Raw genomic sequence first — 13,366 nt, 5'->3', positions numbered from 1 at the left:
AAGACCCGGCTTTTCCCCTCGCGAGCCGGCCCCGAGCCCCTGCCGGCAGGGTCTCCCGTGTGATGCCACCCATAGGAGCCAGATCACATCCTAGCCGGGGTCGTAGGACCTCCACCCGCCTGACCTGCACAGAAGTCGCCATAACAACCCATTTCGGACATTCCTCCGTACTTGGGTAGTACGTCACATCATTGCCCCCCGCCCGAGCCGCCGATAACTATTGCTGTCGTCGCCGGGAGCCACAGGCCGGACCGAGCGGAACACCGCCGGATCCACCCGCTCCCGACGCGGCACGAGGCACCGCCCCACGCCACCGCGACCGACCGCGGCCGGCTCCGACTTCGTCCTCCTGTGGAGAGTTACTTCCGTATGACCATGACCACCCGCACCCGCATCGCCCGTCTGCGCACCCTCGCCCTCACCGGCATCACCACCACCGGCGCGGCGGCTGTCGCCCTCACTCTGATGCCCGCGAACGCACAGGCCGCCGAAGCGACGCAGGTGCCGGCCTCCTCGGTGGTCAAGGCTTCCTCGCACGACGGCAGCGCCAACAATCTCGACGGCTGGATCAAGCAGTCTCTGCAGATCATGAAGGCCAAGGGCATCCCCGGCAGCTACGAGGGCCTCAAGCGCAACATCATGCGCGAGTCCGGCGGCAACCCCAGCGCGCAGAACAACTGGGACGTCAACGCCAAGCAGGGCACCCCCTCCAAGGGCCTGCTCCAGGTCATCGACCCGACCTTCAACACCTACCACGTCGCCGGTACCGCCAAGAGCGTCACCGACCCGGTGGCCAACATCACCGCGGCCGCCAACTACGCGGCCCACCGCTACGGCTCCATCGACAACGTGAACTCCGCGTACTGAGCCGACGCACACCCCAGCACCTGAAGGCCGGTGCCGGCAGCGACAACCGCTGCCGGCACCGGCCTTGTCGCGCAGCAACGGTCAGGCGTCGTCCGGGGTGCCGAGGCCGGTCAGGGCGCCCACCGGGTCCAGGTCCGGCGTGCCGCGCGGCCACCAGTCGTCCTGGCCCGGCTCCGACTCGTACGCGTACCACAGGCCGTCGCGGCCCAGGCGGAGCTGGACGTGGCCGCGCGGATGGGTGAGTCGGTTGTGCCAGGGGCGGAACGCCGGGAGGTCGGCGGCGAGCAGTAGCGGGCGGGCCCGGTCGAAGCGGCCGGCCGGCGGGTCCCACGGCTCCTCCAGGACGGCCAGTCCGGCGGCCCCGCCCTGGCGCCAGGCCGCGACGGCCCGCGCGAGGTCGGCCGGGGTGCGGCCAACGGCCGTGGCGAGCGTGGCGTAGAGGGTGCGGGTGGTGGCCGTGAGGCCGGAGCCGGGGCGGGCGGCGGCCAGGCGTACCGCGTCCTGCCACAGCGTCAGCTCGCCCACCGGGTCGCGTCCGGTGCCGAGCAGTGCGTGGGCGCGGGCGGCGGCGTCGGTCGCGAGCTGGTCCAGCGCGAAGGGGTCCGGGCCGCCGGGCGCCGCCGGATAGACCGGGGGCTGCTCGGGATGCGGGGGTGCCGGCAACGGCGGGGGCAGCGGCGGGAGTTCGCGCGGGGCGAGGGCGTCGGCGGCGCGGACGCCTGGCAGGGACTCGGGCTGCCGCTCCTGGGCGGCGCGGGCCGCGCGGGCGGCGCTGCGCCGGGACAGCGCGTCCAGCAGGCTCCGCTCGCCCCGTCCGCGCAGCAGGAGCAGCACGAACGGGTCGGCGTCGAGCAGCCGTGCCGTCTGGTAGCAGAGCGCGGCCGCGTGCTTGCAGGGGTGCCCGGAGTCGGGGCAGCTGCAGCGCGGCACGAGGTCGCCGGGGCCGGGCAGCAGGGGCACACCGCAGTCGGCGAGGGACTGGGGCAGTTCCTTGTCGAGCAGCGCGGCGATGTGCCCCGGCCGGTCGGCGGCCGCGTCCAGGAACCGCGCCCAGTCCGCGTCCTCCAGCGTGCGGACCCGCACCTGCACCCGGTACGGGCGGGGCCGGCTTCCACGGACGTACGCCAGTACCAGCCCCGGGGTCACGGTGATCGCGTCGACATGGCCCTGGTCGGCGTAACCACGGCCCCGTGCCAGCCTCTTGGGATCCAGCGCACCCCGCTCCAACGCGGCCACCCAGGCATTGCCCCACCAGGTCCCGGCGAACGGCGCGTCCTCGGCACCGGCCTCGCGGGGCGGGAACGGCGGGAAAGTGCGGCGGAGTTCGGTGTCGCGGTGGGGGGTGGCCATGGTGGCGGGCACGTGGAGGGACGCGGGGGCGGGGGCGGATCGGTGCGGGACGGCGGCCTGTGGGGAGGTGGGGGTGGACGTGGCGGGCGGCGTGTCCGGGGACGCCGGCTCGTCCCGCGTGGAGCCCGGCCCGGCGGGGGTGGCGGGCTGCGGTGTGCGCGGGGACGGGGGCGCTGGGGTGGAGACGGGGCGCGGCCCGGTGGTGTCGGCGCTGTCGCCGGTGCCGGTGGTGTCGGTGCCCGGTGTCTCCTCCTCCGGGTCGTCGGACCACGCCGGCATCCGGAAGGCGTTGGCCAGGTAGTGCCGCATGTCCTGGGCAGCCTTGATGCGGGCGGCTCGGGAGTCCGGTCCGGGGACGGTCGCGGGGCGCGGCGCCGTCGCTGCGGAGCCACCGGTCGCGCGCGGCCCGCGTCGGGTACGGGAGGCCGTCGCCCGCTCGCCGCGCGCGGCAGCCTCGTCCGCCTCGGCCTCGGCACGCAGCGCCTCCCGCCGGGCGGACCGAAGTGCCTCCCTGGCCAGGTCGGCGGGACGCCCCGCAGGACGTTCCGCACGAGGGAGCCCCGGCATGGCACGGCCTGCCGCACCCGCGGCCCCCGGCATGTCAGGATCTGCCGCACCCACGGTCCCCGGCATGTCAGGATCTGCCGCACCGGCGGTCCCCGGCATCTTTCGGGCATCTGCATCGGCGGACCCGGGCACGCCGGACTCACCCCCACCGGCGGGCCCCGGTACGTCACGGGGGACCACACCCGTGGACCCGGGCACATCAGGCTCACCCGCACCGGCGGACCCCGGCACCTCACGAGCGCCCACACCAGCCGACCCCGACACACCACACCCACCCCCACCGGCGGGCCCCGGCACGTCACGGGGGACCACACCAGCCGACCCCGACACGCCACGCCCACCCCGACCGGCGGGCCCCGGTACGTCACGAGGGACCACACCCGTGGACCCGGGCACATCAGGCTCACCCGCACCGGCGGACCCCGGCACCTCACGAGCGCCCACACCAGCCGACCCCGACACACCACACCCACCCCCACCGGCGGACTGCTCCGGGTCGGCGATCCCTCCGCCTGCGGCGGGCTGTGCCGGAGCGCCTGTTGCAGGGCGGTCGCCTGATGGGCGGAAGTCGCCTGTCTCGCCCGGCGTGCCGGCCGCGACCGACCGCGCGGGCATGGCCGACATGGCCGACCGGAGAGCGGCCCGCGCGGCGTCCGCGGGACTCGGCTCCGGGGTGCCGGGCCGGTCGGACGCGCGCCCGGATGCCGCCTGGTCCTCCGCGGTTTCCTCCCGCTCTGCTTTCGCTCGGCCGGGCTCCGCCCGCTCGGACCAGGCCGGCCCTGCCTCCGCCCGCTCGGGCCCGGCAGACCCTGTCTCCGCCGGCACGGACCCGGCCCGTTCGCCCCCGGTCCGTTCGGCTTCCGCTCGCTGGCGTGCCTCTCGCAGGGCTCGGCGGGCGGCGTCGCCGGGACGCTGGTCGCCGCTCGTCACGACGGCCTCCGCAGGGAGACGAGGTCGGACAGCTCGCGGTCGGTCAGTTCGGTGAGGGCCGCCTCGCCGGAGCCGAGGACGGCGTCGGCGAGGGCGCGCTTCGCGGTGAGCATCTCGGCGATGCGGTCCTCGACCGTGCCCTCGGTGACCAGGCGGTGGACCTGGACGGGCTGGGTCTGGCCGATGCGGTACGCACGGTCGGTGGCCTGTTCCTCGACCGCCGGGTTCCACCAGCGGTCGAAGTGGACGACATGGCCCGCGCGGGTGAGGTTCAGGCCCGTCCCGGCGGCCTTCAGGGAGAGCACCAGGACCGGGGTCTCGCCGTCCTGGAAGCGGTCGACCATGCGCTCCCGCTCCGGGACCGGGGTGCCGCCGTGCAGCAGGTCGACCGGGATCGCCCGGGCGGACAGGTGCGCGGTGATGAGGCGGGCCATGCCGACGTACTGGGTGAAGACGAGCGTCGAGCCGTCCTCGGCGAGGACGGTGTCCAACAGCTCGTCCAGCAGGGCGAGTTTGCCGGAGCGGGCCAGGAGCCGGTCGGCGTGCGGGTCCTCCTTCAGATAGAGCGCCGGGTGGTCGCAGATCTGCTTCAGGGCACCCAGCAGTTTCAGCACCAGGCCCCGGCGGGCGATGCCCTCGGCGGTCTCGATGGCCAGCATCGACTCGCGCACCACCGCCTCGTACAGCGCGGCCTGCTCGCGGGTGAGCGGCACCGGATGGTCCGTCTCGGTCTTGGGCGGCAGCTCGGGGACGATGCCGGGGTCGGACTTCTTGCGGCGCAGGAGGAAGGGACGGACCAGGCGGGCGAGGCGCTCGACGGCCTCCTGGTCCTCGCCGTTCTCCACCGCGCGGGCGTGCCGGGCACGGAAGGACTTCAGGGGGCCGAGGAGTCCGGGGGTGGTCCAGTCGAGCAGGGCCCACAGCTCGGAGAGGTTGTTCTCCACCGGGGTGCCGGTCAGCGCCACGCGCGCGGGGGCCGGGATGGTGCGCAGCGCCTTGGCGGTGGCCGAGTAGGGGTTCTTCACATGCTGGGCCTCGTCGGCGACGACCATGCCCCAGGGTTGTCCGGCCAGGCGGGCCGCGGTGGAGCGCATGGTGCCGTAGGTGGTGAGGACGAACCCGCCGTCGAGGCCGTCCAGCGTGCGGCCCTGGCCGTGGTAGCGGCGCACGGGGACGCCGGGGGCGAACCGGGTGATCTCCCGCTGCCAGTTGCCGAGCAGGGAGGCCGGGCAGACGACGAGGGTGGGCTCGGTGCGGGCGCGCTTCAGGTGCAGGGCGATGAGGGTGACGGTCTTGCCGAGGCCCATGTCGTCGGCGAGGCAGCCGCCGAGGCCGAGCGAGGTCATGAGGTCCAGCCAGGCCAGACCGCGCAGCTGGTAGTCGCGCAGGGTGGCCGCCAGCCCCGTGGGTGGTTCGGCCGGGCGCAGGCCCGCGGTGAGCCGGTCGCGCAGGGCGGCCAGGGCGCCGACCGGGACGGCCTCGACGGTCTCCCCGTCGACCTCGGCGGTGCCGGTGAGCGCCACGGACAGCGCGTCGACCGGGTCGAGCAGGCCCAGTTCGCGTTTGCGGGCCTTGCGGACGAGGGCCGGGTCGACCAGCACCCAGCGGTCCCGGAGCCGTACGACCGGGCGGTGGGCCTCGGCGAGGGCGTCCATCTCGGCCTCGCTGAGCGGATCCCCGCCGAGGGCCAACTGCCAGCGGAAGCCGAGCAGTTCCTCGCTCTCGAAGAAGCCGGTGCCGTCGGTCGCGGAGCCGGGTGCCGGGCGGACCACGGCGGCGGCCGTGAGGTCGCGGGCGAGGTCCCGCGGCCAGTGCACGGCGACCCCGGCGGCGGCGAGGCGCGTGGCACCGACGCCGAGCAGCTCGCCCAGTTCCTCCTCGGACAGGGCGAGCACATCGGGCACGTCCTGTTCGGCGAGCCGGTCCAGGGGCGGCCACACGCGCGCCGCGCGCCGCACGGCGAGGGCGGCGTCCACCCGCGAGCGGGGCCCGAACGCCGTGTCGGCCTCCCCCGCCCACAGGGCCGCCGCGTCGACCACCAGGGTGGGGTCGGCAAGGCTGTGCACCTGCACGATGGCCGCCCCGGCAGCGCGGGTGCCGTCGTGCTCGCCGGCGTCGAAGACGTCGTACGCGGACAGGTCCAGGCGGAGCGAGATCCGTACGCCCGCGTCCATGCCGGCGGCGACCTCGGCCGCCCACTCATGTGCCTGGGGCAGCGCCACGGGCTCCCGGGCGGCGAAAGGCCGGCCGGAGGTGTACGGGGCGGCCGGGGTGCGGGGCAGGGTGTCGGCGACCGCGTCCACGAAGGAGCGGATCAGGGCCTCCGGCTCGGGCAGCCTGAGCGGGCCCGGGTCCGGGAGCGGCACGGCGTGGCCCTCCGGGGGCAGGGCCGCGGCGACCGCGCGCAGGTGGGCGATGTCGGCGGGTTCCAGCGGGCCGGCCCGCCAGGCGTCGTGACCGCTCGGGGTCAGGCCCGGCAGCAGGCGGCCGCGGGCGACCAGCCGCAGCGCGTGCAGTGCGGCGGCGCCCCAACAGGCCGTCGCCGGATGCGCGGCCGGGTCGCGGCGGGCCCGGACCAGCAGCGGCAGGGCCTCGGCGAGCGGCAGGGTCAGCGCGGGCACCTGCCGGCGGCGCACGCTCGCACCGTGCCGTCGTACGACCGTGAGCTCGGCGGTTTCGCCCTCGACGGAACCGCCGTCGGGGTCCCAGAAGGCGATACGGCCCTCGCGCGGGAGGGACGCCGGGAGGTACACGGACGCGAGGCGCACCGGGATCTCGTCCCCGCCCCGCCCGGAGCCGTCCGTGCGCTCGGCCACCGCGGCCGTGCCTGCGCTCATACGTCGTGCCACCTCCCGCCCGTGCGTCGGATCAGACGTCTTCGACTCTACGGGCGGGGTCTGACAATCGGCCGCGGAGACCGGCCGGGCCCGCGATCACGGGACCGTGCGCGAGACGACGTAGACCATCGGGTAGGCCGGGTCGGACATGTTCACGACCACGTCCTGGGTCGGCGCCGGGTTCTTCTGCGTGTGGGCGAGTCCCCACCAGGGTCCGGTGCCGGTGAAGTGCCAGCCGCTCACCTTCTGGTCGCGGGCGCCGATCGCGATGTCGTCCTTCTTCAGCTCGTCCCGGCGTGCGCCCATGGCCTGCAGGAAGCTGTCCAGGCCGGCGGTGTTGGTGCGGAACTGCACGTAGAGGCGGCTGGTCTTCCAGTTGTTCGTCTCGTAGGAGGCGATGTAGTCGGCCGGGTGCGGGACCGTCACCTGGTAGAGGCGGCGCTGCACCTTCGACGGCCAGCCCGAAGTCAGGCCGGTCGCCGAGTACTTGGCCTCCTTGTCCTTGCCGCTGTTGCGGCTCTGGTTCGCCGAGATCACCAGGTAGCCGGCCGGGACGCCGATGAGCAGGCCGATGATCAGCAGGGTGAGCGCGCGGCGCCTGGCCTTGTGCCGGGCGTCCTCGGCGGGGCGGCGCGGTTCGTCCGGCGGGGCGGCCTGGCGCGGCAGTGACGCGGTCATGCGGTGTCCCGGTCGCGTCGGCCCTGGGCGAACCGCTCGTAGCGCTCGTACCGCTCCACCCGGCGGCGCTTGGCGCGGCGGAACCGGCGGGCGACCAGCCGGGCCAGGTCGGCGGCGCCCACCATGCCGGCCTCGGGGCCGAGCTGGGCGCGGGCGATGCGGGCCTCGGGGCGGTAGCCGCGGCCGGTGAGGTGGCGCTTGAAGGCGTCCCGGGCCGGGCCGATGAGCAGGTCGTCGGCGGCCGAGACCCCGCCGCCGATGACGAAGCAGGACGGGTCGAGGGCGGCGGCGAGGTTGGCGATGCCGACGCCGAGCCACTGGCCGATGTCCTGGAGCAGCTCCACGCACATCGCGTCGCCCTCGCGGGCCAGCTCGGTGATCATCGGGCCGGTGATCTCGTGGATGTTGCCCTTGACGTGCTCGATGATCCCGTAGGCCACCGGGGAGTCGGCGGCGGCCAGCTCCTTGGCCTCGCGGACCAGCGCGTTGCCGGAGCTGTACTGCTCCCAGCAGCCGCGGTTGCCGCACGGGCAGCGGTGCCCGCCGGGGACGACCTGCATGTGGCCGAACTCGCCGGCGACGCCGAACTTGCCCCGCTTGACCTGGCCGTCCTCCAGAATGGCGCCGCCGATGCCGGTGCCGAGGGTGATCATGACGAGGTGGTCCTCGCCGCGCCCCGCGCCGAAGCGCCACTCCGCCCAGGCGGCGGTGTTGGCGTCGTTGTCCACGAGGACGGGCACGGAGAGGCGGCCGCTCAGGCGGTCGCGCAGCGGCTCGTTGCGCCAGGACAGGTGGGGTGCGAACAGGACGCGGTTGCGGTCGGCGTCGACCCAGCCCGCGGCGCCGATGCCGACCGCGTGCACGTCGTGCCGGTCGGACAGGTCCAGGACCAGTTCGACGATGGTGTCCTCGACGACCTTGGGGCTCTTGGACTTGTCCGGGGTCTCGGCGCGGAGCTTCTCCAGGATGTTGCCGTCGGCGTCCACGACGCCCGCCATGACCTTGGTGCCGCCGATGTCGATCCCGACCGTGGGCACGCGGGGCGCGGTCAGGTGTGACCGGCGCTCTCTCGTGCCGACGGTACGCAGGACCGGGGCTCGGCGGGAGCCGATGGGGGCGGTGAGGTCGCGGTAGGTGCTCATCGCGCTCGATTGTGCCTCACCGTGGGTGAGGGTGCGGCACGGGGAAGGGGGGAAGGGGGTGCGCGATCAGGGCCGGGTGCGACCGGCCCGCGGCTGGTCGCGCAGGTCCCCGCGCCCCTCAACTCCGCTGCAGTTCATGGCGTAGAGCGTCCAGGTCGGAGCCGCCGGCCATCTGCCGGGTCAATTCGTCCAGGGTTATTTCGTCTCGTGTGTAATTGCCCACCATTGTGCCGCGCCTCAACAAGACGAACCTGTCCCCCACCAGGTACGCGTGGTGCGGATTGTGGGTGATCAAGACAACGCCCAGGCCCTCGTCGCGTGCCGCGGCCACATATTTCAGGACCACACCGGACTGCTTCACCCCCAGTGCCGCCGTCGGCTCGTCCAGGACCAGGACCTTCGCGCCGAAGTGCACGGCGCGGGCGATCGCCACGCACTGGCGTTCGCCGCCGGAGAGGGTGCCGATGGGCTGGTCGACGTCGCGGAGGTCGATGCCCATGCGGAGCAGTGCCTCGCGGGTGGTGCGGCGCATGAGGTCGGTGTCGAGGCGCTTGAAGGGGCCCTTGCCCTTGCGGGGCTCGGAGCCGAGGAAGAAATTGCGCCAGACCGGCATGAGAGGGACCACCGCCAGGTCCTGGTAGACCGTGGCGATGCCCCGGTCCAGGGCCTCCCGCGGGGAGGAGAGGGTCGTCTCCTCACCCTCGATGCGCAGGGTGCCGCCGTCGTGCCGGTGCAGACCCGCGACGATCTTGATCAGGGTGGACTTGCCGGCCCCGTTGTCGCCGAGGACGCAGGTGATCTCCCCGGGGTGGACCTCCAGCGAGACGCCTTCGAGGGCGCGGACGGTGCCGTAGTGCTTGCTGACCTCGGCCAGCTCGACCAGAGTCACTTGCTGACCTCCGCACGCTTCTTGACCCAGGCGTTGAGCAGGGTCGCGAGGAGCAGCATCGCTCCGAGGAAGAACTTGAACCAGTCGGGGTTCCACTCAGCGAAGACGATGCCCTTGCTGGTCATGCCGAAGAGGAGGGCGCCCACGGCGGAGCCGATCGCGCTGCCGTAACCGCCGGTGATCAGGCAGCCGCCGATGACGGCCGCGATGATGTAGATCAGCTCGTTGCCGACGCCCTCGCCGGACTGGACGGCGTCGAAGGAGAAGAGCAGGTGCTGGCCGGAGACCCAGGCGCCGAACGCCACGCCCATGTAGAGGCCGATCTTGGTGCTGGCGACCGGGACGCCGACGGCGCGGGCCGCGTCCTGGTTGCCGCCGACGGCGAAGATCCAGTTGCCGGCGCGGGTGCGCAGCAGGATCCAGGAGGCGAGGGCGACCAGGCCGAGCCACCACAGGATGGTGACCTTGAAGTCGACGCCGCCGACGGTGAGGGTCGAGGCGAAGACCGTGTGGGCGGAGGGAAAGCCCTCCATGTCCCCGATGGTCTTGGTCGACACGGTGCCGTCGATCAGCTTGGTGAAGCCCAGGTTCAGGCCGGTCAGCATCAGGAAGGTGCCCAGCGTGATGATGAAGCTGGGCAGCTTGGTGCGGGTGAGCATGAAGCCGTTGAAGGCGCCGATGGCGAGGGTGACCAGGAGCGAGACACCCACGCCGACCCATGTGTTCGCCGTCATCTGGTAGCTGAACATCGAGGAGACCAGCGCGGAGGAGGTCACGAGGACACCCGCCGACAGGTCGAACTCGCCGCCGATCATCAGCAGCGCCACCGGTACGGCCATGATGCCGATGGTCGAGGAGGCGTAGAGGACCGTGCTGAGGCTGGAGGCGTTGAGGAAGCCGTCGGCGGCGAAGGCGAAGAAGAGGAAGACGGCAAGGGCGCCGACCACCGAGCCCAGTTCCGGCCGGGAGAGCAGCTTCTTCAGCGGCGAGCCCTGCAGAATCCTTTCATCGGTGGCCGCGCTCATCGGGTGCCCCGCTCGGTGTACGCGGCCAGCGCGGAGGCCTGGTCCTTGGTGATGATCTGCGGGCCGGTCAGGACCGGCTTGCCGCCGCCGAGGATGTCGCCGTTGTACTTGTAGGCCCACAGCAGGTCGACCGCCTCGTAGCCCTGGAGGTACGGCTGCTGGTCCACGGCGAAGCCGAGGGTGCCGTTCTTCAGCTCGGCGGCGACCTGGGCGTTGAGGTCGAAGGTGTCGATCTCGGCCCTGCTGCCCGCGTCGCTCTTCGCCTTCACCGCGGTGTCGGCGTACGGGGCGCCGAGGGTGACGACGGAGTCGATGGAGCCGTCGGCCTGGAGCTTGGCCTCGATCGCGGACTGGACGTCGGGCATGTTCGTGCCGTTGACGTACAGCTTCTGCAGGGTGCCGTGGAAGGTCTTGGCGACGCCGTCGCAGCGCTGCTCGTGGCCGACGTTGCCCTGCTCGTGCAGCACGCACAGGGCCTTCTTCTTCCCGCGCCTGTTCAGCTCGTCGCCGACTGCCTCGCCGGCGATGGTCTCGTCCTGGCCGATGTGGGTGAGGGCGCCGAAGGCCTTGGACTCCTCGGAGCCCGAGTTCACCGTGATCACCGGGATGCCGGCCTTCTCGGCGCGGGCCACCGCCGCCTTCATGGCGTCCGGCTTGGCCAGGGTGACGATGATGCCGTCCACCTTCTTGTCGACCGCCGCGTCCACCAGCTGCGCCTGCTGCTGGGCCTGGTCGTCGTGCGAGTACAGGAAGTTGATGTTGTCCTTGACGGCGGCCTGCTTGGCGCCGCTCTGCACGATGTCCCAGAAGGTGTCGCCGTCTCCCGAGTGCGTGATCATCGCGAAGGTCCAGCGCGGCGTGTTCACCGCCGCTCTCCCCTGGGCCGCGGCGGCCTTGCGGGCATCCTCGGCCCGCTTGCCGCCGGTGCTGCTGCACGCCCCCAGGGACAGCGAGAGTGCCCCCGCGAGCGCGATGCCAACCCAGGTCCGAAACCGTGCCACGAGGCGGTGCCCTTCTTGCCGTGTTCCTGCGTACCGAAGGGGCCGGTGATCAGCTCAGCGGCCCCAAACGCTCCAGTATCGAACACGGTGAACACTCATGACATGACCGGGGGGTCCCTGTGGGTCCTATTGTCCGGACATTGCGACGAATCCGGAGGCCTGCCTCACGGCCGCACGAGCAGCTGGAACTCGAAGGAGTAGCGCGTCGGACGGTAGGTGTGGTCGCCGAACTCGACCGCGCGGCCGGTGTCGTCGAACGTGATGCGCTGCATGGTGAGCAGCGGGGCGCCCTCGGCCTCGGCGAGCCGCTCGGCCTCGGCCGCCGTGGCACCGCGGGCGCCGATGGACTGGCGGGCGCTGTGCAGGGTGATCCCGGCGGAGCGCATCAGCCGGTACAGGCCGGTGGCCTCCAGCTGGTCGGTGTCCAGGTCGAGCAGGCCGGGCGGGAGGTGGTTGGTCAGGTAGGCCATCGGCTCACCGTGCGCGAGGCGCAGCCGTTCGATGCGGTGCACGTCGCCGCCCTCGGGCACGCCGAGCGCGGCGGCGACCTCGGCGGAGGCAGGAACGACGGTGTTGACCAGCACCTTGGTCGCGGGGCGCTGGCCGGCCGCCTCCAGGTCGTCGTACAGGCTGCTCAGCTCCAGCGGGCGCTTGACCTGGCTGTGCACCACCTGCGTGCCGACGCCGCGGCGGCGTACGAGCAGCCCCTTGTCGACGAGGGACTGGATGGCCTGACGGACGGTCGGCCGGGACAGGCCGAGCCGCGCGGCCAGCTCGATCTCGTTGCCCAGCAGGCTGCCCGGGGTGAGGCTGCCGTGCTCGATGGCGGCCTCCAGCTGCTGGGAGAGCTGGAAGTACAGCGGCACCGGGGAGCTACGGTCCACATGCAGGTCGAGCGACACGGTGGGGTCCACATCTGGTTTCGGCACGGGCCCGAGCGTAGCCCCGTGGCCGGTTGACGGGAAGTTGTGTAGTCCGGTTGTCCGGACATACGCATTGACAGCGTACGGGCTCCGCCCTCACTTTGTTTCCATGCGCATCGGGGTCATCGGTACGGGCCGCATCGGCACCCTCCACGCGAGAACGCTCAGCCGCAACCGCGAGGTCGGATCGCTGATCCTGACGGACGCGGATCCGGCGCGGGCGCAGGGACTGGCGCACCGGCTGGGTGAGACGGCGGCGCCGGGTGTGGACGAGATCTTCAGGTGGGGCGTCGACGCGGTGGTGATCACCACGGCGACGTCGGCCCACGCCGAGCTGATCGGCCGGGCGGCACGCTCGGGCCTGCCGGTCTTCTGCGAGAAGCCGATCGCACTCGATCTGCCGGGCACGCTGCAGGCACTCGCCGAGGTGGAGTCGGCGGGCACGGTCCTGCAGATGGGCTTCCAGCGGCGCTTCGACGCGGGATACGCGGGCGCCCGCGAGGCCGTGCGCTCGGGACGCCTCGGCAGGTTGCACACCGTGCGCGCGATGACCTGCGACCAGTCCCCTCCCGCGGCCGACTGGCTGCCGCTGTCCGGCGGGCTGTTCCGGGACACGCTGATCCATGACTTCGACGTGCTGCGGTGGGTGACGGGCCGTGAGGTGGCCGGTGTCTACGCCACCGGGTCCGACGCCGGGCCCCCGATGTTCCGCGAGGCGGGCGACATCGACACCGGCGCGGCGCTCCTCACGCTGGACGACGGCACGCTCGCCACGGCCACGGCGACCCGGCTGAACGGCGCCGGGTACGACGTGCGCATGGAACTGGCCGGGGAGGCGGACACGGTCGTGGTCGGCCTGGACGACCGTACGCCGCTCGCGTCCACCGAGCCGACCGGGCCGCCGCCCGCGGACAAGCCGTGGCCGGGCTTCCTGGAGCGGTTCGGCCCCGCGTACGAAGCCGAGCTGAACGCCTTCGTGGAGGTGGTGCAGGGCGAGCGCCCCAATCCCTGCGACGGCCATGAGGCGCTGCAGGCCCTGCGGGTGGCCGAGGCCTGCGAGGTCTCGCGACGGGAGCGGCGCCCGGTACTCCTGGCGGAGATCCCGGACCGGGCACGGGCGTTGTAGCGCGGGGCCCGGCACCGGTGCCGTACGGCGG

Annotated in this window: 10 protein-coding genes; 2 read left to right on the top strand and 8 right to left on the bottom strand. The window is 73.0% G+C overall.

Annotation, left to right across the window (positions count from 1 at the left end):
- The first annotated feature begins 375 nt into the window (after positions 1-375).
- Entirely contained in the window at positions 376-867 is a 492-nt protein-coding gene (locus SRB17_RS33680; protein WP_416237110.1) for a transglycosylase SLT domain-containing protein, read from the top strand.
- An 81-nt stretch (positions 868-948) separates the two neighbouring features.
- Here SRB17_RS33680 and SRB17_RS33675 read toward each other — a convergent pair whose 3' ends face one another.
- The 8 genes from SRB17_RS33675 to SRB17_RS33640 form a co-directional block, all read right to left on the bottom strand.
- Positions 949-2,784 carry an SWIM zinc finger family protein gene (locus SRB17_RS33675; protein ID WP_323376623.1) on the bottom strand — a complete coding sequence of 612 codons (1,836 nt, stop codon included), beginning with the start codon at positions 2,782-2,784 and terminating at the stop codon, positions 949-951.
- 926 nt (positions 2,785-3,710) lie between these two features.
- Entirely contained in the window at positions 3,711-6,551 is a 2,841-nt protein-coding gene (locus tag SRB17_RS33670) for a DEAD/DEAH box helicase (protein ID WP_153543991.1), read from the bottom strand.
- Positions 6,552-6,647: 96 nt separating this feature from the next.
- A complete protein-coding gene (locus tag SRB17_RS33665; RefSeq protein WP_153543989.1) occupies positions 6,648-7,229 on the bottom strand; it encodes a sugar kinase in 582 nt (193 codons plus the stop codon).
- Positions 7,226-8,371, bottom strand: a complete 1,146-nt coding sequence (locus SRB17_RS33660) for an ROK family glucokinase (RefSeq protein WP_153543987.1) — start codon at positions 8,369-8,371, stop codon at positions 7,226-7,228. Before SRB17_RS33660 ends, SRB17_RS33665 begins: the two co-directional genes overlap by 4 nt.
- Before the next feature lie 118 nt (positions 8,372-8,489).
- A complete protein-coding gene (locus tag SRB17_RS33655; protein ID WP_323376622.1) occupies positions 8,490-9,260 on the bottom strand; it encodes an ATP-binding cassette domain-containing protein in 771 nt (256 codons plus the stop codon).
- On the bottom strand, positions 9,257-10,285 hold the full coding sequence (locus SRB17_RS33650; protein ID WP_153543985.1) for an ABC transporter permease: 1,029 nt from the start codon (positions 10,283-10,285) through the stop codon (positions 9,257-9,259). The genes SRB17_RS33655 and SRB17_RS33650 overlap by 4 nt, the downstream gene beginning before the upstream one ends.
- The gene (locus SRB17_RS33645) at positions 10,282-11,286 is read right to left on the bottom strand and encodes a sugar ABC transporter substrate-binding protein (protein ID WP_323376621.1); all 1,005 of its coding nucleotides are present in this window, start codon (positions 11,284-11,286) and stop codon (positions 10,282-10,284) included. The genes SRB17_RS33650 and SRB17_RS33645 overlap by 4 nt, the downstream gene beginning before the upstream one ends.
- 164 nt (positions 11,287-11,450) lie before the next feature.
- Positions 11,451-12,188, bottom strand: coding sequence for a GntR family transcriptional regulator (locus SRB17_RS33640; protein WP_323376636.1), 738 nt, complete (start codon positions 12,186-12,188; stop codon positions 11,451-11,453).
- A gap of 130 nt (positions 12,189-12,318) precedes the next feature.
- Between SRB17_RS33640 and SRB17_RS33635 the strand changes: the two genes are divergently transcribed.
- Positions 12,319-13,335, top strand: coding sequence for a Gfo/Idh/MocA family oxidoreductase (locus SRB17_RS33635; RefSeq protein WP_153543984.1), 1,017 nt, complete (start codon positions 12,319-12,321; stop codon positions 13,333-13,335).
- Positions 13,336-13,366: the final 31 nt, after the last annotated feature.

This window comes from Streptomyces sp. RB17 (genome assembly GCF_009604455.1).
In the GTDB taxonomy this organism is placed as follows: Bacteria; Actinomycetota; Actinomycetes; order Streptomycetales; family Streptomycetaceae; genus Streptomyces.
The sequence above is the reverse complement of the archived record's forward strand: the minus strand, read 5'-3'. Positions and strand labels throughout refer to the sequence as shown.